This window comes from Hymenobacter montanus (assembly GCF_014699115.1).
In the GTDB taxonomy this organism is placed as follows: Bacteria; Bacteroidota; Bacteroidia; order Cytophagales; family Hymenobacteraceae; genus Hymenobacter; species Hymenobacter montanus.
On the sequence record NZ_JACXAD010000030.1, the window covers coordinates 1 to 22435 of the forward strand.

Sequence of the window (22435 nt, forward strand, 5' to 3'; positions counted from 1 at the left end):
TCCTGCGCGGGGATCCGGACAAGAAGTACTTCTTCGACCTGGCCACCGACCGCGTGGCCCAGGACATGGCCCAGCAGTTGGGCCAGATCAAGCAGGCCATGCGCTACAGCCAGGCGTTCGTCAAGGAGATGGACATCCAGAACGGCGTCATGAGCGAGAAAGGGCAGCGGCTCCTCGCCAAATACCAAAACGGCGACTTTAATGCCGTGCTCAACGAAAAGCCGCAGGCGCAGCCAGGCATCGTCGCCACTAGGAAAGCTTCCGATGATGCTTATTCCAGCCTGCTTGAGTAGCATCCTGGAGGTAGCGTAGGCCAATGCCTTGGCAACAATGTCCAATGTCCATGAGCTGAGCCGCTTGGCATGACAGACTGCAAGGCTGCCACAATCCACATTATCACTAAAACCTGCGCCCATAGGGCGTTCCACCCTCATTGTCTTAATTAAAATGACCACTCGCGGTAAAATATTAATCGGAGCACTTCTCGTAGTCGCTCTTTACTTCGGAATCAACAAGCTAATTTCCAGTGGCGCTATATTCAAGAAAGCGGCGACGGAGTCGGTGCTGCTCACCTCGATCGAGCTGCCGACGGCCAGCGGCACCTCCGGGGTGAACACCGTCGTGCCCCTGGCCCCGCTGCCCTCCGCCACCCCCGCCGCCACAGGCACCCCCCTGACTTGGGAAGTCATGGCCTGGAACAGCCAGATGGCCGCCATGCTCGCCAACGGCGGACCCCGCACCACCGCCGGCTCGGCCATGGCCGCCCACGGCATCGACCTGCGCATCCTGCGCCAGGACGACGTGAGCAAGATGCAGGCCGACCTGGTCAAAAACGCCCTCGACCTGCAACAAAACCCCAACACCCCCGGCCTGCTCGTCAGCATCATGGGCGACGGCCTGCCCGCCTTCTCCGCCGTCCAGCAACAGCTCCACAAAGCCGGCACCCAGCTCCAGCTCATCCCCTACAGCGTCGGCAAGTCCTTCGGCGAAGACAAGCTCATGGGTCCCAAACAATGGCTCGACAACCCCAAGCTGGCCCTGGGCAAAACCATCGCCTGCTACCTGCGCGACGGCGACCAGAACATCGCCCTGAAGTGGTGCGCCGACAACGGCCTCAAGGTCAACCCCGACGAAACCACCTATGACCCCCAGGCCGTCAACTTCATGGCCGCCGCTGACTTCCTCGTCGCCGCCGAAAAGTACATCCTGGGCAAACCCGAACAGCGCGCTAAGGTCGTCGAGGGCAAGAACACCGGCGTCATGGTCGACGTGGTGGCCGACGCCGTGGCTACCTGGACCCCGGGCGACGTGAACATCGCCCGCCAGAAGGGCGGGCTGGTGAGCATCGTCTCGACCAAGGACTACTCCAACCAGATGCCCAACATCCTGGTCACCACCAAGCGCTGGTACGACGCCCATCCCAAACAGGTCGAGGGCCTGATGCTGGCCTTCGCCCAGGCCGCCGACCAGGTCAAGGCCCACCCCGAGGCCCTGGCCCGCGCCGCCGACATCTCGGCCGCCGTGTATGGCGACGCCGACAAGCCGGGGGATTACTGGCGCAAGTACTACCTGGGCGTGGCCGAGGCCGACCGCACGGGCCAGGTCGTCGAGCTCGGGGGCAGCAAGGTGTTCAACTTTGCCGACAACCTGACCTTGTTCGGGCTCAACCCGGGGGGCACCAACATCTACGCGTCGGTCTACAAGGCTTTTGGGGATGTGCAGAGCAAGCTCTACCCCAAGGAGCTGCCGAGCTACGTGCCCCTGGAGCAGATGCTGGACCTGGCCCCGTTGCGCGCGCTGCAGGCCCGCTACCAGGGTAAGGCCGTGGCCCCGGCCGAGGGCCAGCCTTTCGCCGCGGGCGAGGAGATCCGCCGCCCGGTCAGCAAGCGCGCCTGGCACATCGCCTTCCACTCGGGCCAGAGCACCTTCACCCCCGAGGCCGAGCGGCAGCTGCGCAGCTTGTTTGACGACCTGGTCGTGGCCGGGGGCCTGAAGGTGGCCGTGCACGGGCACACCGACAACGCGGGCGACCCGCAGGCCAACCAGCAGCTGTCCGAGGACCGGGCGATGGCCGTGCGCCGCTGGCTGGAAGCCAAGAGCCCGAGTGCGTTCCCCGAGGGGCGGATCCAGGTCTATGCCCACGGGGCCAGCGAGCCGCTGGTCAGCAACGCCACTGCGGCCGGCAAGGCCCAGAACCGGCGCGTCGAAATCGTCCTCGGTAACTAAGCCCGCCGCCTTTCCCACCGTGGCTTCCGCTCCGCGGGCGAGAGCAGGAAGCCACGGCGGGAAAGACCAGCTTACCCCCGCCGTATTTTCACTAAGCAGGCTGACCATCCTTTAACATTCCCGTCCCGCTTCCCCGCTTGGTCGACTTCTCGGCCAGTAGCGAATGGAGACCGGGCGGTCCTCTTCGCCATGAAAGAGCTGTTCTCCCCTAATGCCAAGCCGCGCCCAGCGGTCTTCCTGCCCATGGTCGGGTGCCAGGTCCTGCTCTTGCTGCTGCTGTGGCTGTTCTACCCCCTGCAACTCTTCCCCAGCCTGGGCGAGGTCCTCGCCGCCCTGCAAGACCTGCTCACCACCCAGGGCCTGCTCCAAGAACTCTGGGCCAGCCTCACCTGCGCCCTCGGCGCCCTGGCCCTGGCCACCCTGCTGGCCCTGCTGCTGGCCTACCTCACCGCCCTGCCCTTCTTCCGCCCCCTGGCCTATGCCGCCTCCAAGATGCGCTACCTCACCCTGACCGGCCTGACCTTCTTCATGGCCCTGCTGCTCAGCTCCGGCCACCAGGTCAAGCTCGCCGTCCTCGTCTTCGCCGCCACCGTCTACCTGGTCACGGGCATGACCAGCGTCATGCTCAGCACCTCCCAGGAAGAAATGGACCACGCCCGCACCCTGGGCATGGGCGAGTGGCGCAGCTTTCTGGAAGTAGTTGTGCGTGGCAAGCTGGCCGACATGCTCGAGGTTGTGCGCCAGAACTTCGCCATCATCTGGACCCTGATCACGCTGGTCGAGACCCTGTATCAGTCCGAGGGCGGCATCGGCCTGCTGCTTTACAAGCAGAACCGCTACCTGCACCTGGACGGCGTGCTGGCCATTCAGCTCGTGATTCTGGCCACCGGCGCCACCCAGGACTATGTCTTCTCTCTGCTCCGACGCGTCTTCTTTCCCTACGCTCAACTTTCTGTGGCCAAGTAATGGCCTCTATTGAGGGCTGGGGTGGGCAGCAGTAGTTGAATTATCGTTTACTCGCGGACTCGCAAAGTCCGCGTTACGGGGCTAGGTACGTGTGCGGCCATTGCCCCCACTCATCTACTAAGCCGGCTTTCACTGGGTTCTCTAGCACGTAGTTGATGATGCGCTCTAACTCTCCCGGGCGGACTACATGGTCATAGCTCTCGGGCTGCCAAAATGTCCCGCTGCGGGCCAGCAGCTTGTTGGCTTGCGTGGCGGTATACCCCTTCAATCGCTGCATAGTCCTAATCAGGGGTGGGGCGGTCTCCGGCAACTCCACTACCATATGGACATGGTTTGGCATCAGGCAATAGCAGCGCAAGTCGTAGTTTTTCCATGAAAGTAATGCAGCGACTGCGCCACCAGCCCCGCGATAGCAGGGTGCCGCAGCCACGTCGGGCCGAACTCCCCCTTAGCCAGCTGTGTGTCGAAGCACCCGAAGTATTTTTTCTGCTCGGCGTAGGCCTGGGCGGAATCTAACGTGAGGCGATTTAGGCCCAAGTCCGTTTCGGCCTGAAGCTGGGCTATCACCTCGCGGGGCAGGCTGCCCGCTAGCCGAAACGTGAGAAAAATCGCCTCGCCCGCCGGCAAGCGATGAGGCAGATTCCGCTTATAGTAAATCAAGTTCGACACAAGGGCAAGATAGCCCCCGTAGCGTGGACTCTGCGAGTCCGCGCGTTGCACCACCCGTCTTCAATCCCTTTACTCGCGGACTCGCAGAGTCCACGCTACTGCTATGACTGCTCATACCTACGATTACAAAGACCCCATCCTCACTCTAAGCGGCATCTCCATGGCCTTCGAGGGCGAAGTCGTTCTGCGCGACATCAGCGCCCAAATCCTCGACGTAACCCGTCCGGGTATGAGCCAGGGCCAGGTATTGGGCTTCTACGGCCGCTCGGGCATCGGCAAGTCGGTGCTGTGCCGCATCATGGCGGGGCTGATTGCGCCCAGCGCGGGCACCGTGGCAGTGGGCCCGGCCCAGCAAGCCGTGCTGCCCGGAATGGTTGGCTTCGTGCAGCAGCGCTACCCGCTATTTAACCACCGCACCCTGTACGATAACCTGCTGCTGGCCGCCGCGCGTAAGCATGCCCCCGCGGCGGCCCGCCAGCACGTCGATGCCTACCTGGAGCGGTTCTGCCTCGCGCCCCACCGCCGGAAGTACCCGGCCCAGCTCTCGGGCGGGCAGCGGCAGCGGGCCGCCATTGCCCAGCAGCTGCTCTGCTCCGAACACCTGATTCTGCTCGATGAGCCCTTCTCCGGGCTCGACGTGGCCATGATTGACGAGGTGAAGAAAATAATAATCGAGGTGACAACCATGGACGAGCTGAACACCGTCATCATCGTCTCCCACGACATCGTGACCACCACCGCCCTGGCCGACCGCCTCTGGCTATTGGGCTACGAGCGCGACGCGGCCGGGGCCCTCGTGCCGGGCGCCACCATCAGCCCCCAGCACCAGTACAACCTGGCCGAAATGGGCCTCGCCTGGCACGAAAACGTGGAAGCCGAGCCGGTGTTTGGGCAGTTCGTGGAGCACATCAAGAATGAGATTCGGGGGAGTTAGCGAATCTCGCGTACTTGCCAATCAGGTGGAAGACGGTTGGAAAGATTGTAAAGAGTGAACAGCAGACCCCATCTATTCAAGGCCGCAGATAGCCGCTGGTCTAACGTGGTTTTGAGCTGTTGATGTACGAGTCGGCGCAACGTACGCTTGCTACCAACAATAGGAACTGGTTCTTCTGGTGGTTCAATTAAAAATAGAATCACCTCGATAGCTGGCTTCTGCGTCATACAAGCCATCGGCCGCAACGAATCATCGCCTAAACGCTCGGCCAAGGTCAGGCCAGCTAGCGTACCGACGGTTTTCAATAGGAGCGTTTTATAAAGCTCAGTCTCACGGTCACCCTTCGCTATTTTTCGCTTTCGGTCGTCCTTTACTTCAATAAGTTGAAGACGCTTAGGTTTACCAGGCAGTCGGCATACAATATCCATTGCCCGAATACCTTGTGCATCATCATCGGCCGATTCTTCTCCTAAGATAATGCGCCGATAAAAGCCCGCTTCTTCATCTATGGATGAATCTTCCTCTTGGTCATACTTTACTACCTTCCAATTTGATGGAAAATCAAATACCAAGCATTCACCCGTTTCCTTGTTTTTCTCAACGATTTTCGGCATGGCGCTCCTGGTCTTCCCGAACGAAAATCTCTTCTAAGTCATCGGCTTGTTCTAGCTCAACTTCTAGCGCAACCACATCAGGCAAATACTCAAAGTTATGGGCAGTAACAACGGTGGTAGAATACCCGGGCTGCGCGTTCAACCCAAAATACTTTATCGGCAGCAGCTTAGCGTCTTTCTGTCGCGACAGGATGTGAAATTCTTTTAGCAAACCCATACTGTGCGTGGCTAAAATTATTTGAAATCCTTGGCGTGCTAATTCAGCTAATACCGTTGCCATTTCTCGCAGCAGCTTAGGGTTTAAGTTAGCCTCGGGTTCATCCCAGAAAAGCACATTCTCAGGTGTTAATACACCATTGCGCAGTAACCTTTCCAACATTGCAAATTTGCGAATACCTTCAGCAACCATATTCATTTCTAAGCGCCCTGAATTGGAAATCAAATAAAATCTCTCCCCTTCCAATTCTATCCGACCACCTAAAATTCTCTCCAGCGATTTCAGGGCTTTTGAGGCAACTGGGTTTAACTCACGCAGAGGGATTTCATTTAGCAAATCTAGAAGCGAAGGATAAGTATCATCTATTGGTAGGAGACGCTTTTCATAAATTGCCCGTAACCATGCCAAAGTGAGTACCTCTTTAGGTGGAATAAAAATGGCACGAGATAAATCGGTTTGCTTCGGATATTTTTTTACGCTGACAGGCTGCTTACCGCCCGGGGTAGGATTTTTAGCAGTAGACAAAAAATTAAAAACAAGATTTTCAATAGAAGAGCCTTTGAATTCAGCAGTTATTGAAGCCGGATTCTTTTCCGTTCCCCATCGCACGAGCTTTCCTAGTTCTTCTGGTTGCAAAACGTCTTTCAGGCGTTGGGATAAGTAGACCTCCCAATTACGGGGCCCTGGTGCTAAGATTTCATCACCCAAAATTCTTGCCGTCACCCGAGCAGCTACATACCCTAGCTTCAGCACATGGCTTTTACCAGTGCCGTTAGTTCCGACAATCACATTCAGCCCCTGCACGAACTCAAAGTCGGCATCGGCGAAAACAGTAAAATTCTTGAGGTGGAGGCGCTTTAGCATAGCCAAAACTACGTAATTGCGGCCCCATTCGGCTAATCCTTCCTATAATAATGCCCACCGGTACCCTGCTCATCATCGACGACGAAACCCGCCTCCGCCAGCTGCTGGCCCAGGTGCTGGAGCTGGAAGGCTACACCGTGCTGCAAGCACCCGATGCCCACCGCGGCCTGGAGCTGCTCCAGCAACACGCCGACGACGTACTGCTGGTGCTTTCCGACGTGAAACTGCCCGATGGCCACGGCGTAGATCTGCTGCCCCGCTACAAAGCGGCCGCGCCCGATGCCGAGGTAGTGCTGCTCACCGCCTACGGCACCATTCCCGACGGCGTGAAGGCCATGAAGCTAGGGGCCTTTGATTACCTCACCAAGGGCGATTTTGAGCAACAGCTGGTGGTGGTAGTGGACCGCGCCGCCGAAAAATCCCGCCTGAAAAAGCGCGTGACCGAGCTGGAACGCCGCGTGGGCCAACACTATACGTTCGAGGCTATGATTGGCGAATCGCCGGAGCTCAAGCGGGTGCAGAAGCTGGCCCAGCAAGTGGCCCCCACCGACTCGACGGTGCTGCTGGAAGGGCCTACGGGCAGCGGCAAGGAGCTCTTTGCCCAGGCCATTCACCAGGCCAGCGGACGCCGGGGCAAGGCTTTCGTGGCCGTCAACTGCAGCGCCTTCCCGAAGGATTTGCTCGAGTCGGAGCTGTTTGGCTACAGGAAGGGGGCCTTCACCGGCGCGCTCACCGACAAGAAGGGCCTGCTGGAAGAAGCCAACGGCGGCACCCTGTTTCTGGACGAAATCGGCGAGTTGGAACTCAACGTACAGGCTAAATTTCTGCGGGTGCTCGAGATGCAGCAGTTCACCAAGCTCGGCGACACCAAACCCACCACGGTGAACATCCGCCTGGTGGCCGCCACCAACCGCAACCTCAAGCAGGAAGCAGCCGAGGGCCGGTTCCGGCCCGACTTGTACTACCGCTTGTCGGTGTTCACCATCAACGTGCCGCCGCTCAAAGACCGGCCCGCTGACGTGCTCCCGCTGGCCCGGCACTTCCTGCAGTACTTCGCCGCCCGGCTCAGTAAGCGCCTGCCCGGGCTTGCTCCCGAGTGCCTGCAGCTCTTACAGCACTACGCCTGGCCCGGCAACGTGCGCGAGCTGAAGAACGTGCTGGAGCGCGCCGCCATCCTGGCCCCCGCCGGGGAGCCGCTGGCCGCCGATTTCCTGCCCGATGAGTTCCACGCCCTCAACCGGCCGGCCCGCCCCGGCACCGCCGACGACAGCCTGCGGGCGCTGGAAGCCCGCCACATCGGCAAGCTGATGGGCGAGCTGGAGGGCAACAAGCCGGAAGTAGCCAAGCGCCTGGGCATCGGGCTGACGACCCTGTACCGCAAGCTGCAGGAATATGAGCTGGAGTAATGCTCCGGCAGCCTCACCCCCTAGCCCCCTCTCCAGTGGAGAGGGGGAACTAGTTTCTAGTTTCACGCAAGGTCTATTTTTTAACATAACCCTCTCATAGCTAGCTCCTAAAATTTAGAGCTAGTTCCCCCTCTCCCCGGAGAGGGGCTAGGGGGTGAGGCCCCTCGTTGCCATGTCTCTCAAACTAAAAATTCGCCTCAACATCCTGGTGCTGGTGCTACTGCTGCTGGGCCTAGGTGGTTATACCTTCTTCACTATCAGCCACCTGAAGCACGGCGCCCACGGCCTCGAGCCGGCCGATTTCACTTTGGCACGCTCGGTGGTGCTCGCTTTCCTGGCGGCTGGCACGGCAGTGGGGGTCACCGTGATGGTACGGCTCCCGCGCATGGTGGTGCGGCCCCTGCGCCGGCTCACCGTCGACATGGAGCGAGTGGCCGGCCCCGGCCCCGCCACCCGCGTGGCCGTGGGCGGGCGCGACGAAGTAGGCACGGTGGCCACGGCCGTGAACCGCGTCCTAAGTCAGGCGCAGGACGAGCGCCGCCGCACCCTGGCCGAGCTTTTCACCGAGCGCAACCGTATGGACAGCCTCGTGCGCAGCCTCGATGAGGGCCTGCTGCTGCTGGATGAGCAAAAAACCATCGTCCTGGCCAATCCTGTGGCTTGCGACCTGCTCGGATTGGCCCAAACCGAGTTGCTGGGCCACGCGGCCGAGACCGTGGCGCAGCACAATGAACTGCTGCGGGCGCTGCTGGTGCCCCTGGCCGAAGCCAACCTGGCTGGTGATGCCGTCCCCGATCCCGTCTTCACTTTCCCGCACAAGGGCGAGGCGCCGCACTACCAGCTCAGCATCAGCCCTATTACCGCCCTGGACCGCGCCAACCAGTCTGCTTCCGGGGGCCACATCCTCTGCTTACGCAACGTATCCGGGTTTAAGAAGCTGGACGAAGTGAAGTCGACTTTTCTGGCCACCATCTCGCACGAGTTGAAAACACCCCTGGCCAGCATCAAACTCAGCCTGCTGCTGCTGCAAGACGAGCGCACCGCCGCCGCGGAGCGCCAACGCCTGGCTGCCGGCATTGGGGAAGAAACCCAGCGGCTGCTCAGCATGGTGGGTCAGCTCATCGACGTGGCCCGCCTCGACGCGGGCGCGGGCATCAAGCTCAACGTGCAGCCCATGCGGCTGGCCGAAGTCATCCACTACGCCACCCAAACCGTACAGCCCCAGCTATCCGACAAGCAGCTACAGTTGGCCACTCACGTGCCGGAAGGGCTGCCCGAGGTCCACGGCGACGTGGAAAAAACCACCTGGGTCCTCATCAATCTGCTCTCAAATGCCATCCGGTATTCGCCCCTGGGGGCGCCCCTCACCATTCGGGTGCTGCAATGGGGCGAAATGGTGCGCGTGAGCGTGGAAGACTGCGGTCCCGGCATTCCGGTGGAGTACCACAAGCGCATTTTCCAGCGGTTTGCGAGCGTGCCGGGCCACCCGGCACCGGGGGGAAGCTCCGGCTTAGGGCTGAGTATTTCGCGCGAATTCATTGGCGCCCAAGGGGGCCAGCTGTGGGTCGAGAGTCAGCCGGCCAACGGCCGGGGCAGCCGCTTTTTGTTTACCCTGCCCCTGGCGGCAGTGGAGGCAGGGTAGTATACGAAAGCCAGCGCGGCTAAAAAAGCTGCCTATCAATAACTTACTAGACCAGCTATTCACCTCGTAGTCAGCTGGCCCCGATCTTTTGGAAGCGCAGTCAACCATTTGGGGGCTGAAGAGCGTAACGGCAGATAATAATTCGACTGTTTACGAAGTTATTAGGGCTGCGTATTAGCTGGACAGACGTCAAGTACGCCGATGCGTATAAAGCCTCTACGCCCGCCGACGAGGGGGCAGCGGCCGAGGCGTAATTCGCTGTTCGCAAGTGACGCACTGTCACCGGTCGGATTTTCGCGGGTGCTGTACTACTTTGCTTAACTGTGCGCAGCGGTATACCGCTGTTTAACTGGTGATAGCGGCACTATTCTATGAAACAGTTTCCTTTGCGACGAGTACTGGCACTGGGACTGCTGCTGGGGGTGCTGGGAGCAGCCCTGGGGGGGTGGGTGCTGGGCGGTGACTTTGTGCGTCGCCGGGTGGTGGAATTCATTCGCCGGGCGCTGACCCATAACTCGGCGCTGGTGCTGGCTCCTTTCGAGGTCGAGCTATCCCCTTGGCGCGACTTCCCGCACCTCACCGCTTCGATTCAACACCTGAGCCTGACTGACACCGCCTATCAGCAGCCCGTGCCGGTGCTGCGGGTGGGGCGCGCCGACCTGCGGCTGGACTTGCTTAACCTGCTGCGCGACCAGGTACGCGTTACCCGGCTGGTGATTACGGATGTTGATTTTCGGGAACGGGTCGATTCCCTCGGCCACTCCTGGGGCCTGCGAGGCAAGCGCCCCAAAGGCACGGGCGCCCCCCCAACCCTCAATCTGGAACTGGATGAGCTGCTGGTCAATAACTTTCGCATGAGTTCGCACAATGCGTACGCGCACAGCCAGTTTGGCGCTCAGGTACGGCAGGCGCGGCTCACGGCCGGGCTGCGGCAGGGCATCCTGCGGGTGGCCGGCACCCTCGACGGGCAACTGAGCTACCTGCGCACCAAGGCCGGCACTCTGTTTGAGCGCGAGCCGGTACGGGCCTGGGTGCACTACAAATACACGTTTGGCGAGCGGCAGGGTTTACTCTGGAACACCCGCGCCACCCTCAACGGCGACACCATTCGGGTTAGCGGCACCCACACCGTGGATCCCCAACAGCCGCGGGGCACCCTATTGAAACTGCGCTTCGTAGGCAACCAGCCGCTTACCGAAGTGCTGCGCGCGGCCCTACCCTCGCGCCTCGCGCCTTACCTGGCCGGCGCCACCAGCCCCAGCAAGGCGCACATTCACTATACCATTACGGGCTTGAGCGGCCCCACCATCAGCCCCCGCAACGTGCTGACGTTCGGGCTCCGCGGGGCCACCTTGCGCTGGTCGGACGCCCGCCGCATCAGCCGTTGGGATTTACAGGGCACCTACGACAACGGCCCCGCGCACAGCGTCCAATCCACGGTGCTGGCGCTGCAGCACTGCCGCATCTACTCCTCGGCGGGGCAGCTCGACGCGGCCCTGACCCTGCGCGATTTCACCCGCCCCTTCCTGATTGGACGCCTGCGGGGACGCACCGAGCTGCGCGAGTTAGCGGCAGTGGTTTCGCCCGGCCGCTGGCGGGCCCGGCAGGGCATTGCCGACATCAACGTGCGGCTGCGCGGCCTGCTGCCCGCAGCGGGTACCCGGTCGAACTTGCGCCGCCTGCAGAAAAGCTTGTCGGTGCGCGGAGTCGTGGCCCTGCACGGAGCCTCCCTGGTGCTGCCCGCGCGCGGAGCCGACATCTCCGAGCTGGATGTGCGGGTGGGTCTGCAAGACAGCTTCTGGCAACTGTCTAATGCCTCCGGGCTGCTCAACGGTATGCGGTTTAAGGCTTCGGCCGTGACCACCCACCTGGTTGATTACTTAACCGGCGAACAGCCCTCGGCTCGCATCAGCGGGGAGTTTGCTGTGGACGAGTTGCGCGTGGCCAGCCTGCGCACCCTCCTGCGGCCCGTGCCCCGGCCCGACCGGCCGGGGTTTTCGCCCTTGAGCGTCGCCAAGCCGGCCCGGGCGCCCCTCAACAAAGTCCAACTGGCCGCCACTTTGGGTAGCGAGCTGATTCCAGCGGGCCTGCTCCTGGACGTAGACCTGCGCTGCCAACGCCTGGTGCTGGCCACCGACACCCTCAGCCAGTTGGCCGTGACCGTACGCCACGATGGCCACCGGCTGCGGCTGCGCAACCTGGCCGGCCAAATGTGGGGGGGGGCGGTGCGCGGCTACCTGGAATGGCCCACGGACCCCGACAACCGGGTAGCGCCCGTGCAGTACCAGCTAGGGGTGCACTTCGCTGCCATCAACTACCGGCAGTTTATGGCCCGGCTGGCCCGCCCCTTGGCCACCCCCGAGCAGCAGGCCCGGCGGACGGGCAAGGCCCGAGCCGCCCTGCCAGCCCTCCACAATTTGCTGCTGGCCGCCAATGGTCGGCTCGACGTAACCATCGGCCGGGTGCAGCTGCCCACCGATGAAAGCTTGGACCAAGTGCAGCTGCGGCTGGAAAAAACGGGCTCAACGGTGCGCGTGCCGTTCTTTCGCTTTCAGACGCCGCAGGGGGGCCGCGGCGAGGCCACGGCCACGGCCCAGGTAGAAAACCTGCGCCTCGTGGCGGCCGATGCCGACGTGACCCTGCGCTACGCGAGCCTCGACGTACAAAGCCTGCTGGCCATGATTGCCGGCCTCACCACGACCGCCGACTCGCTATCGCCGGCTCAAACCGTGGCCCGGGCCACGCGCCGGGCCAGTCGCCAAGCCCTGCGGCTGCAATCGCCCACCAACACCTCCCTTATTTCGGGCGGGGTGCTCAGCGCCGTGCTGCGCGTCGAAGCCGACCAGGTGCACTACGGGGCCATCCGCGGCAGCCGGTTTCGGCTGGTGTCGCACCTGCTCGACGGCCAGGCCCGGCTCGATGATTGCACCCTGGACGCCCTGCAAGGACGACTGAGTTTACGCGGGCTGATCATCAACACGGCCGATCGTAACCACCACCCTACCCAGGCGGTGCTGCGCCTGGAAGGCGTGCAGCTGTCGGCCCTGTTTACCACCGCCACGGCTTTGGGCTTTACCGTACTGGGGGGCGACAACATCCGGGGTAGCCTGCACGGCGTGGCGGACATCCGCACCGACCTGGACGCGGCCTTCCTGCCCAGCTTGAAGCAAACGGTGGGTTACCTGAAAACGGACATTAGCGACCTGGAGCTGCTGAACGTGGAGGCCCTGATGGAGGCCCTGAAAATGATGAAGGCCGAGCGGACCAGCCACTTGTACTTCGAGCCCGTGAGCAGCGCGTTCATTCTGACGCAGGGGCAGCTGCTCATCCCCGGCTTGCGCCTGAACAGCAACCTCAGCAGCCTGGAGCTATGTGGCCGCTACAGCCTGGATGGAAGCACCAACCTGTTCGTTGGCTTGAAGCCCCTGCAGGCGCTGTTCGGCAACAACACCAAGCGCATCCAGCGTATTCAGGACGGCGAGCCGAAGCGCAACGCCAACCGCCGGCTCACCTACCTGAACCTGCGCCGCACGGCGCCCCACGAGAAATACAAAGTGCGCTTGTTTCAGAAAGAAGAGCAGCACCAGGAGCAGGCCGCCCTGCGCCAGGAGTGTCGCCACCTATTACTTACGCAGCGCCTCGACACCACCGTACGCCTGGGGCGCTGAACACCAGCCGGAAGCAGGGCACCCCGGCAGGTCGGGCTGCTCACAGAAACACCCGAAACGTCGTCCCCTCCCCTACTTCACTTTCCACCTCCAGGCGGCCGCCGTTGCTTTGCACGATGCGGTTAATAAGGTAGAGGCCTACGCCCGTGCCCTCGGTATGGTCGTGAAAACGGCGGAAGAGGTGAAACAGCTCGTTGCGGTGCCGCTGCACGTCGAAGCCCAGGCCGTTGTCTTCGACCAGCAGCACGGGGCGGTCTTCCTGCACCCACGTGGAGAGGTGCACCCGGGCGGGCCGGCTCGGGTCGGCGTACTTGAGGGCGTTGCTGAGCAGGTTGAGCAGGATGGTGCGCAGGCTGGCCCGGGCGTAGGTGATGGTGGGGCGGGCGGTGAAATCGGTGGTGACGCGCGCGCGCGCGGCGTACACCTGGGGATCGAGCGTGTGGAGCACCTCCTGGGTTAGTTCGTCCAGGGCCACGGTTTCGGCGGGCAGGCCGGGCAGGCGCTGCACCTGGCCCACGGCGGCTAGGTCGTTGATGGTGGTAGCGAGCTGCCGCAGGGCCTCGTCGACCATAGGCACCAGCACGGCCTCTTCGTCGGGGTCGCTGAAAACAGCGGCGTGGCGTAGCTCGTCGAAGAGCCCGGCCAGGTTGTTGACCGGCTGCTTAAGGTCGTGCGAGGCCGCGTACACAAAGTTGTCAAGGTCCTGGTTGGTGCGGGTCAGCTGCTGGTTGGCGGCGGCCAGCTCCTCGTTGCGGGCGCTCACGGCTTGGTTAGCCGCGGTGAGCTCGGCGTTGGCCAGGGCCAGGAGTTGGCGGGCCGCAACCTGCTCGCTTACGTCGGTGGCCACCACGGCCACGCCGGTAATCTGGCCTTCACTGTCGCGCAGGGGCTGGTACACGAAATTCAGGTACACAGTTTGCGACTGGCCGTTGCGCCGCAGCTGCGCGGGCTTTTCCTGGGTCGCGTAGGCCTCACCGGTGGCCAGTACGCCCTCCAGCAGCTGTTCGAAGCCCTGCCCCCGCAGCTCGGGCATGCCAACGAACATGGGCTTGCCCAGCACTTCCTCGCGGGTGTGCCCCCATAGGGCGCACATGGCGGGGTTGGCCAGCTCCACCATGAACTCAGAGCCGCGCAACACGGCAATAGCCACCGGGGCCTGCTCGAAGAAATCCTGCAGCTGGGCATCGCGGCGGCTCACCTCGGCCTGCAGGGCCGTGGCCTGCTGGCGGGCCTGCACCTGCTCACTCACGTCAAACGCAAAGGATGATACCCCCACGGTCACCCCATTTTCCTGGTAGGCCTGGTAGGTAAAGTTCAGGTAGCGGAGCGCCATTTGGTCTTCCGGGTCCGACGCGTTGGCCAGTACTTCGTTGCCATAATACGGCGTGTTGGTGGTGTACACCTGATCGAGCAAGGCAATGAACCCGTGTTCCACCGCCTCGGGAATGGCATCGGCAGTGGGCCGGCCCACCAGTTCACGGCCCGGGAACAGGGCCTGGTAGGCGGGGTTCACGTAGTCTATCCGGTGGTCGGGGCCGCGGGCGATGAACACCAGGGCCGGGGTCTGCTCAAATACCTGGTGCAGGGTTTCGCGCTGCCGCACCAGTTGCTCGGCCGCCAGCAAGGCCTGGGCCTGCATTTGCTCGGTGCGGCGACGAGCCAGCACCTGCTCGGTTACGTCGAAGGCAAAGATGGAAACGCCCACCGTGGCCCCGGCCTCCTGGTAGGCTTGGTAGGTGAAGGTGAAGTACGCTTCGGGCAAGCGGTTACCGGCTTCGTCGCGCACTTGCAAGGGCAGCTCGGTGCCAAAGAAGGGCTCGCCGGTCGCGTACACCCGGTCGAGCAAGGCCAAAAAACCGAACTCTGCGGCTTCGGGCAAGGCCGCAACCAAGGGCAACCCCAGCAGCGTGCGGCCCGGAAACAGGGCCTGGTAACCGGGATTCACGTAGTCGAAGCGATGCTCGGGCCCGCGCAGGATGGCCACGCTGGCGGGGGTTTGCTCGAATACCTGGTACAGGGTTTCGCGCTGTCGCACTAACTGCTCGGCATTCTGCAGGGCTTGGGCCTGCAAAGCCTCGCTACGGTGGCGGGCCCGCACCTGCTCGGTCACCTCAAAGGCAAAAACGAGGATGCCGTCAATCCGCCCGCTCTCGTCGTACCGCGCCTGCTGAATGTAGTTGAAGTAAAGCTCTTCGAGCGCCCCCCCTCGCGGCGGGCCACCGGAATCAGGATGCCTTCTTCGTAATGGGTGGCCCCCGTTTCGTATACCCGGTGCAGCGAACTCCACACGGCGTGGCCGGCTAGTTCAGGTAGGGCCTTCAGCAAGGGGCGGCCCGCCAGCTGGCGCCCCGGAAACAGGGCCTGATACCCGGGGTTCACCAGCTCAAACACCAGATCGGGCCCGTCGAGAATGCAGATGGCGGCCGGAGCCTGCATAAAAAACCGCTCCAGGCGGGCGCGTTGGCGCTCGGCCTCGGCCTGGGCCGAGCGCAGCCGCGAGGTGCGGTCGGCCACCCGGGCTTCAAGCTCCTGGTTTAGCTCCTGCAGCGTCAGCTGAGTGACGAACAAGTCGCCGTTGGCGGCCCGGAGTTCCTCGTTAGTGGCCTGCAGCTCTTCGTTGGCGGTGGCCAGCTCCTGGTTGGCGACGGTGGCTTGGCGCTTGCTCTCGGCGGCTTGCTGCTGCGCCCGCACCTGCTCGGTTACCTCGTAGGCCAGGACGATGATGGCGTCGACCTCTTCGCGGGCATCGCGCCGGGGCTGGTAGATAAAATTGTAATACCGCATTTCCAGCTCCTGGCACGGAGCGTGGTCGAACTGCACCGGCATTTCGTTGGCGCGAAAGGTTTCGCCAGTGGTGTACACCTGGTCGAGCAGCCCCAAAACCGGCTGGCCGGCCAGCTCGGGCAGGGCCTCACGAATGGGCTGGCCCAGCAACGGCCGGTTGCCCACGGCCTGCTGGTAGAGCGGGTTCACCAGCTCAAACACGTGCTGGGGCCCCGCCAGGATGCAAATCATGGCCGGGGCCTGCAGGAAGGTCTCGAGCAAAATGGTGCGTTGCCGTTCGGCTTCGGCCAAGGCCGCGTGCTCACGGGCCTGGCTCGCGCGCAGGGCCAGCTCCCCGGCCGAGCCCAACTCAGGGGCCGGGCCGGTAAAGCTTACCAGCAACCCCTGCCCCACCCGCCGCGCCGAAACCCAACAATAGTTTTCCAGCTGGTCGAGTGGGTACTTGAGCTCGCGTCGGCCCGGCTGCCCGGTCGCCAGTACCTCGCGGTAGAAATCGAGCCCACCGTTGGCAGCCAGGTTTGGAAACAGCTGCGTATGCGTCGAAGCCGGGCGGGCCGGCTGCCCCAGCATGCGCTGGGCCGCCTCGTTCAGCAGCGCCAGGGTGAAATCGGTAACCTCGCGGCCTCCCTCATCCCACACGGGCTGCAACAGTACCAGGGGCGCCGACGACGCATCCCAGACCATCGCCAGCAAGTCGTCAGCCGGAAAAGCTGCGTGAAGGTCAACGGGGAAAGAGGTAAGACTAGCGGCAGAATCAGGCATGCAACGAAAATAAGCACGAGGCCTAGGTTGGCGTAGTGCATACGAAACTTTCGCGTTGATGACTAGTGCGCGGCACTATCCCAGCCGCTCGGCAACCCTCCGAATGCCTGCCAACTGGGTGCCTGCTGGCTGGTACTCCGTAACGCTTGCTGCAGTCACTAGCCCTCATTAGTTAGGAACAGAACGGCTCTACCTAGGATCGGGGGTCTGAGGGCCGTTCCGGCTTTCGGCTCGCGCCACGGCTAATCGTAGCACGGGCCGGCACCCTGGTTCAGGCCCGTCAGATAGGCGAAGCCATAAAAATCCAGGGTGCCTGTAACGAAGCGACCAATCGCCGGTAACCTTATTCGCTTCGCGCAGTTTCCCCGCCCGAATAAGCCAACGAGTATCCCAACGGCTTTTTCTCACGGCTGATCTTTTCTCCTTTTTCAAACCTGGCTTTGCTGCACTATGACAATTCTACTCTTTCGGCGCCGCTCCCGACAACTTTGCCTCTGGCTGGGGGGCCTGGTCTGGTTGACCGGCATCCCAGTCTGGGCCCAAACCGGAGCCAACCTCGCGGGGGCCGTGCGCTCGGCGGCCGGGTCACCCATCGAATTTGCTACCGTCACCTTGCACCGGGCCGCCGATTCGACGGTGGTAAAAACGGAGTTCAGCGACAGCCAGGGCAGATTTCACTTCGAACGAGCCACTCCTGGGCGCTACCGGCTCTCGGCCGCACAGGTGGGCTTCGTGCGCTTCTGGAGCGAGCCCTTCGAGCTGCCGGCCGGGGGCCTGACGCTGCCGGCTTTTACCCTGCAAACCAGCGCGGCCACGGCCTTGAAAGAAGTAACCATCGTCGGCCAGAAACCGCTGTTCGAGCGCCTCGCCGACCGCACGGTGGTGAACGTGGAAGGCTCGACGCTGGCGGCCGGCAACTCCTCGCTCGACGTGCTGGCCCGCTCCCCGGGCGTGACCGTCGACGCCAGCGACAACCTTGCCCTGCGCGGCCGGCAGGGCTTACTGGTGCTCATTGACGGCAAGCGGCAGCCCATGACCGGCGCCGAGTTGGCCGACTACCTGCGCGCCCTGCCCGCCGACCAGCTCAAGAGCATCGAGCTCATCACCAACCCGCCGGCCAAGTACGATGCCCAGGGTGGGGCGGGCATCATCGCCATCAACCTCAAAAAAGACCAGCGCCTGGGTACCAACGGCAACCTGAACGCCAGCTATGGCCGCGGGGAATACGGTAAGTTCACCGGCAGCTTGTCGGCCAACCACCGCCGCGCCGGCGTTAACTTCTTTACTTCGGCCACTTACACCAACCGGCGGGGTTTTGGGGTGCGCAACACTTACCGCTCGTTCTACGAATCGCAAGGGGAAGCCTCGATTCTAAAGGGCACCAGCGACCAGCGTAACCGGGTAACTTCCACTGACCATTTTCTGATTTATAAGGCGGGGGCCGAGGTCAACCTCTCGAAAAATACCGTGCTGGGCGCCGTCGTGGCGGGGTTTGCGGTACCGAACCCGCATCCGCACGGCTCGGGTTCCAACACCAGCACTTTCTACGACGCGACGGGCCAAGTGACGGATTATTACACCGCGCCGAGCACCAGCGAGGGCAACAATCCGAATATCACGGGCAACGTCAACTTCAAGCACACCTTTGGCGCGGGCTCGCCGGGCAGCCCCGAGCTCACGGCCGACGCGGACTACGCCCGCTACTCCACGCACCGGACCCAGCGCCAGACCACCCTCTTTGAAATGTCGGGCCAGCCCGCCGCTACGCTGGCCAGCGACCAGACCAGCGAGCTGACCATTCAGGCGGTGAAGGCGGACTACACCCAGGCGCTCAGCCCCCAAACCCGCCTGGAAGCCGGTGCCAAAGCCAGCCGGGTGTACGCCGACAACGACGTGCGGTTTGAAGACACCCGCAACGGCATAACCACTCCCAATCGGAACCTGACCAACCGCTTCCAGTACGACGAGCTCATCTCCGCCGCTTACGTGAACCTGAGCCACACCGTCGACCAGCTGAACGTGCAGGCTGGCCTGCGCGGCGAGCAAACTCACGCCACCGGCCGGCAAGTGGTGGAAGCCGATAATTTCCAGCGCGACTATTACCAGCTGTTCCCCAGCGTGGCCCTGAAGTACACGCTCAGTAAGCAGAACGAAGTGGCCCTATCCCTGGGCCGGCGCATCAATCGGCCCAATTATCGGCAGCTCAACCCCTTCCGCTATCTCATCGACCCGGCTACTTCCGGCCGAGGCAATCCCAACCTGCTCCCCGAAACCAGCTACAACGCCGAGCTGAGCTACACCTTCAACCAGAAATTTACCGCCGGCCTCAGCTACAGCGTCACCCAGGACCCCATCACGGACGTGGCCTACCCCGAAACCGAGACCACGACGGTTTCGACCGACGTCAATCTGGACCGCCAACAGTACGCCGCCCTCACGCTCACGGCCCCCATCACCGTGGGCAAGTGGCTGAGCATCTACAACAACGCGGTGCTGTACTACATCCACTTCGAGGGCAACCTGGCCAACACCGCGCTGCAGGCCGGCCGGGCCGCCTACAACGTAAGCAGCAACAGCACGTTCACTTTCGGCCAGGGCTGGGGCGCGGAGCTGAATGCCCGCTATGACTCGCGGCAGCGCGTGGGTTTTTTCGAGTTTCAGCCCTTCGGCCAAGTCGGCGCAGGGCTGAAAAAAGAAGTGTGGGACCGCCGGGGCACGCTGAAGCTGGCCGCCACGGATATCTTCTACACCATGCCCTTACGGGCCACCTCGGTCTACAACAACTACCGGCAGGAGCTGTTCCTACGCCGCGATTCGCGGGTGGTGACGCTCTCCTTCGGCTGGCGGTTCGGCAACGACAAAGTTCCCGGCACCCCCCGCCGCAACAGCGGCGCCGAAGATGAGCGCCGCCGGGCGCAATAGCCGGGCCGCTACCGGTGCATCGAGCCAGCGCTACTCAGTCCAATTTCTTAAGTAGCACTGGCGCAATGCCTTCCAGTTGAGGCTCATAGTTTAGGCAATGTAAAATTTTAGTACATCACCAAAGTTGCGGCAAAGCCGCGTAGCGGCGACAGGTTTGTAGCACAACCAGCTGGTGATGGCACCAAGCCGCGTAGCGGTGACAGATTCGCTGGGCTGTCACCGCTACGCGGCTTGATCGGTGAAATAGCTCCAAGTACCTACAAACCTGTCGCCGCTACGCGGCTTCGACGCAGCTTGGGTTACATAGCAAAAACTGTCAACTGATCGCAAAGCACGTCGTGGGAGCAGATAACCTGAAGAGGCCAATAGCTGCTTGTACGAGCGGCTATTGGCCTCTTTGCTTTATGATGAGCAGCATTATTTAGCGTCAGGCAATCAGGCAGCTTCTCTCATCTCACTACACTCTACTTAAGCTGGTCGCCAATTACGGCCACGGCCTCGGCCAGGGCCGGGTCTCTGCGCAGGGGCTTGAAGAAACGGGCGACCCGCTTGTTCGCAGTCGAGTCGCCCACGGCCCGCGTGTCGGCCGAGAGCTGAGCGAGCTCGAGGGCCGGCAGGGCGTTTTGGGCGGCGGTCTGCTGCTTGTTGGCGTCGCGGGCCTGCTGCTGCAGGGTGCGGTAAGCAGCCAAGTTCAACGACAAGTTGGTTTGCTTACGGCGCTCAGTGGCGCGCTGCGCCGCTTCCGTGATGAGGCGGAAGCCGGGGCTGGCCGCTACCCGCGCGGCACTGGCGGCGCGCAGCTTGTCGATGGCGAGCACCGTGTTGGTGGGCTGGTAGGTAGCCGGGGTAATTTCATCCCATTGCAACGGGTAGTCCGACTCCTTTTCGCCCTTGGCGTAAGATGCCAGCACATCGGGCAGGGTAATGTCAGGCACTACGCCTTTAAACTGGGTCGAGCCGCCGTTTACCCGGTAAAACTTCTGGAGGGTAAGCTTAAGCGAGCCCAGGGGCTTGAGGGCCTTGAGCTCCGGCGAGACGGCATTGTCGAGGTCGAATACCTGTTGCACGGTTCCCTTGCCGTAGGTCGTGCTGCCCATTACCACGGCGCGGTGGTAGTCCTGCATGGCGGCGGCTAAAATCTCGGAAGCCGAGGCGCTGTACTTGTTCACCAGCACCACAAGCGGGCCCCCATACTGCACCTGGGGGTCTTTGTCGTCGAGGGCCTGCACCCGGCCGCGCCCGGGTTTTACTTGTACCATGGGGCCGCCGGGCACGAAAAGGCCGCCCATGGCCACGGCGTCCTGCAGCGAGCCGCCACCATTGTAGCGCAGGTCGAGTACCACGCCGGCTACGTTTTCCTTACTCAGCTTGGCCAGCTCGGTTTTCACGTCGTCGGCACTGCTCCGGCCGCCTTTGCCCCCGAAGTCGGCGTAGAAGCCGGGCAGGTGAATGTACCCGTAGTTGCGGCCATCGCGCTTAATAATAGCCGATTGGGCGTAGGTTTCCTCGATCACCACCACATCGCGGATGATGGGGATTACCACGACGGCGCCGTCGGGCTTGCGCACGGTCAGGCGCACTTCCGTGCCCTTGGGCCCCCGAATCAGCTTCACGGCTTTCTCGAAACGCATGCCTTCCACACTTACCGGCTCAGCGGCGCCCTGGGCCACCCGCAGGATAACGTCGCCCACCTTCAACTCCCCCTGCCGGAACGAAGCTGAGCCGGCCACAATGTCAGCTACCTTCAGCTGTCCTTCGTCTTGCTGGAGCTGAGCACCCGTGCCTTCCAACCGTCCTGAGATGGAAATGTCGAAGTTGTCGCGGGCAATGGGGGCCAGGTAGTCGGTGTGGGGGTCGTAGGCATTGGCAATGGCATTGGCAAACTCGGCCAGGCGGTCGTTGGCATCGGTTTGCAGCGCATCGGCGAAGGAATCATCGTAGTACTTCAGCACCCGCTTGCGAGCCTCGGCTTCGAGCTCGGTGGGGGTACGCGGACGCTCCGTGATGGTGATAGGCGTGGCACTGGCCGACGTTGCGGCCAGGGGCTTATCTTTCTTGCGGGCTTCTTCGTCCATCAACTCCGAGAGCTGGGCCAGCGTCTGATACTTGAGCAGCTTGCGCCACTGCTCGCGCTGGGCCGCCGGGTTGGCCGCAAAAGTTGCTTTGGCGGGGTCAGTTTCCCAGCTCTCCTGCACGGTGAAGTCGAAGGGCTTGGCCAGCAACTGGCGGTACAAGGCCTGCAATTCCACGGTCCGCTTGCTCAGCAGCTGGCTGGTCACGTCCAGAAACTCGTGGGTTCCCACCCGGAGCTCGTCGTCGATTTTGGTTTGAAACTGCCGGAGCTGCGCCACTTCGGGTGCCAGTAGCAGCTGCTTGTTCACGTCGACGCGCTTGAGGTACAGGTCGAACACCCGCTGCGAGAACTGGTCGTCAATCTTTTCGGGCTGGTAGTGAGCCAGGGAAAGGCCCTGCAACATCGTACCGAGCACCACCTGGTCGCGCGGCGGCGTGCCCTGATATACGGAATAAGAAGCCAGTCCGAGCAAGGCCAGCGTGGAGTATACTCCTATCTTGAAGGAAGAAAGCATGCGAATTAAGAATATCAAAAGAATGAAGAGTCACCTGGCCTTGAGCTATTAGCCCTTGGTAAGAAGGTAAAGATGCTGACTTACCAGAATCGAACCAGGAATTACGATGAAAGTCGGAATGTCGCTACTAAAGGTTGCGGAAGAGCAGAACTGAGTGACGCCGTATGGAATGG

General features: G+C 62.3%; 14 protein-coding genes and 1 pseudogene. 8 read left to right on the plus strand and 7 right to left on the minus strand.

Annotation, left to right across the window (positions count from 1 at the left end; all coding sequences use genetic code 11):
• From IC235_RS19945 to IC235_RS19955, 3 genes and pseudogenes are all read left to right on the plus strand, one after another.
• Positions 1–293: pseudogene (locus IC235_RS19945) on the plus strand (hypothetical protein); the annotation flags it as partial.
• Positions 294–447: 154 nt separating this feature from the next.
• Positions 448–2226, plus strand: a complete 1779-nt coding sequence (locus IC235_RS19950; protein WP_191006976.1) for an OmpA family protein — start codon at positions 448–450, stop codon at positions 2224–2226.
• A 189-nt stretch (positions 2227–2415) separates the two neighbouring features.
• On the plus strand, positions 2416–3192 hold the full coding sequence (locus IC235_RS19955) for a nitrate ABC transporter permease (RefSeq protein WP_191006977.1): 777 nt from the start codon (positions 2416–2418) through the stop codon (positions 3190–3192).
• Between the two features lie 73 nt (positions 3193–3265).
• Here IC235_RS19955 and IC235_RS22295 read toward each other — a convergent pair whose 3' ends face one another.
• Positions 3266–3532 carry a transposase gene (locus IC235_RS22295; RefSeq protein ID WP_240540755.1) on the minus strand — a complete coding sequence of 89 codons (267 nt, stop codon included), beginning with the start codon at positions 3530–3532 and terminating at the stop codon, positions 3266–3268.
• Positions 3532–3861: a hypothetical protein gene (locus IC235_RS22300; protein ID WP_223847442.1), complete on the minus strand. Its 330-nt coding sequence runs from the start codon at positions 3859–3861 to the stop codon at positions 3532–3534. The genes IC235_RS22295 and IC235_RS22300 overlap by 1 nt, the downstream gene beginning before the upstream one ends.
• Positions 3862–3964: 103 nt before the next feature.
• On the opposite strand from IC235_RS22300, the gene IC235_RS19965 reads away from it, so the two are divergent.
• The gene (locus IC235_RS19965) at positions 3965–4795 is read left to right on the plus strand and encodes an ATP-binding cassette domain-containing protein (protein ID WP_191006978.1); all 831 of its coding nucleotides are present in this window, start codon (positions 3965–3967) and stop codon (positions 4793–4795) included.
• On the opposite strand, the gene IC235_RS19970 is transcribed toward IC235_RS19965, so the two are convergent.
• On the minus strand, positions 4792–5409 hold the full coding sequence (locus tag IC235_RS19970; RefSeq protein ID WP_191006979.1) for a hypothetical protein: 618 nt from the start codon (positions 5407–5409) through the stop codon (positions 4792–4794). The genes IC235_RS19965 and IC235_RS19970 overlap by 4 nt on opposite strands.
• The gene (locus IC235_RS19975) at positions 5393–6490 is read right to left on the minus strand and encodes an AAA family ATPase (protein ID WP_191006980.1); all 1098 of its coding nucleotides are present in this window, start codon (positions 6488–6490) and stop codon (positions 5393–5395) included. The genes IC235_RS19970 and IC235_RS19975 overlap by 17 nt, the downstream gene beginning before the upstream one ends.
• 50 nt (positions 6491–6540) lie before the next feature.
• Here IC235_RS19975 and IC235_RS19980 point away from each other — a divergent pair, with 50 nt between their 5' ends.
• From IC235_RS19980 to IC235_RS19990, 3 genes are all read left to right on the plus strand, one after another.
• Positions 6541–7896, plus strand: coding sequence for a sigma-54-dependent transcriptional regulator (locus IC235_RS19980; protein ID WP_191006981.1), 1356 nt, complete (start codon positions 6541–6543; stop codon positions 7894–7896).
• 172 nt (positions 7897–8068) lie between these two features.
• Positions 8069–9538 carry a sensor histidine kinase gene (locus IC235_RS19985; protein WP_191006982.1) on the plus strand — a complete coding sequence of 490 codons (1470 nt, stop codon included), beginning with the start codon at positions 8069–8071 and terminating at the stop codon, positions 9536–9538.
• Between the two features lie 371 nt (positions 9539–9909).
• A complete protein-coding gene (locus tag IC235_RS19990) occupies positions 9910–13206 on the plus strand; it encodes an AsmA-like C-terminal region-containing protein (protein WP_191006983.1) in 3297 nt (1098 codons plus the stop codon).
• 40 nt (positions 13207–13246) lie between these two features.
• On the opposite strand, the gene IC235_RS19995 is transcribed toward IC235_RS19990, so the two are convergent.
• Both IC235_RS19995 and IC235_RS20000 read right to left on the minus strand, forming a co-directional pair.
• On the minus strand, positions 13247–15316 hold the full coding sequence (locus IC235_RS19995; protein WP_191006984.1) for a PAS domain-containing sensor histidine kinase: 2070 nt from the start codon (positions 15314–15316) through the stop codon (positions 13247–13249).
• Positions 15313–16752, minus strand: coding sequence for a PAS domain-containing protein (locus tag IC235_RS20000; protein ID WP_191006985.1), 1440 nt, complete (start codon positions 16750–16752; stop codon positions 15313–15315). Before IC235_RS20000 ends, IC235_RS19995 begins: the two co-directional genes overlap by 4 nt.
• A 450-nt stretch (positions 16753–17202) precedes the next feature.
• Between IC235_RS20000 and IC235_RS20005 the strand changes: the two genes are divergently transcribed.
• Positions 17203–19674, plus strand: coding sequence for a TonB-dependent receptor domain-containing protein (locus tag IC235_RS20005; RefSeq protein WP_191006986.1), 2472 nt, complete (start codon positions 17203–17205; stop codon positions 19672–19674).
• Between the two features lie 464 nt (positions 19675–20138).
• Here IC235_RS20005 and IC235_RS20010 read toward each other — a convergent pair whose 3' ends face one another.
• The gene (locus IC235_RS20010) at positions 20139–22262 is read right to left on the minus strand and encodes a carboxy terminal-processing peptidase (protein ID WP_191006987.1); all 2124 of its coding nucleotides are present in this window, start codon (positions 22260–22262) and stop codon (positions 20139–20141) included.
• Positions 22263–22435 lie beyond the last annotated feature (173 nt).

What these genes read in the sequence shown, in the direction of transcription:
- IC235_RS19950 (WP_191006976.1), top strand. Translation starts at nt 448, where the DNA reads ATGACCACTCGCGGTAAAATATTAATCGGAGCACTTCTCGTAGTCGCT.
- IC235_RS19955 (WP_191006977.1), top strand. Translation starts at nt 2,416, where the DNA reads ATGAAAGAGCTGTTCTCCCCTAATGCCAAGCCGCGCCCAGCGGTCTTC.
- IC235_RS22295 (WP_240540755.1), bottom strand. Translation starts at nt 3,532, where the DNA reads ATGCCAAACCATGTCCATATGGTAGTGGAGTTGCCGGAGACCGCCCCA.
- IC235_RS19965 (WP_191006978.1), top strand. Translation starts at nt 3,965, where the DNA reads ATGACTGCTCATACCTACGATTACAAAGACCCCATCCTCACTCTAAGC.
- IC235_RS19970 (WP_191006979.1), bottom strand. Translation starts at nt 5,409, where the DNA reads ATGCCGAAAATCGTTGAGAAAAACAAGGAAACGGGTGAATGCTTGGTA.
- IC235_RS19975 (WP_191006980.1), bottom strand. Translation starts at nt 6,490, where the DNA reads ATGCTAAAGCGCCTCCACCTCAAGAATTTTACTGTTTTCGCCGATGCC.
- IC235_RS19980 (WP_191006981.1), top strand. Translation starts at nt 6,541, where the DNA reads ATGCCCACCGGTACCCTGCTCATCATCGACGACGAAACCCGCCTCCGC.
- IC235_RS19985 (WP_191006982.1), top strand. Translation starts at nt 8,069, where the DNA reads ATGTCTCTCAAACTAAAAATTCGCCTCAACATCCTGGTGCTGGTGCTA.
- IC235_RS19990 (WP_191006983.1), top strand. Translation starts at nt 9,910, where the DNA reads ATGAAACAGTTTCCTTTGCGACGAGTACTGGCACTGGGACTGCTGCTG.
- IC235_RS20000 (WP_191006985.1), bottom strand. Translation starts at nt 16,752, where the DNA reads ATGCCTGATTCTGCCGCTAGTCTTACCTCTTTCCCCGTTGACCTTCAC.
- IC235_RS20005 (WP_191006986.1), top strand. Translation starts at nt 17,203, where the DNA reads ATGACAATTCTACTCTTTCGGCGCCGCTCCCGACAACTTTGCCTCTGG.
- IC235_RS20010 (WP_191006987.1), bottom strand. Translation starts at nt 22,262, where the DNA reads ATGCTTTCTTCCTTCAAGATAGGAGTATACTCCACGCTGGCCTTGCTC.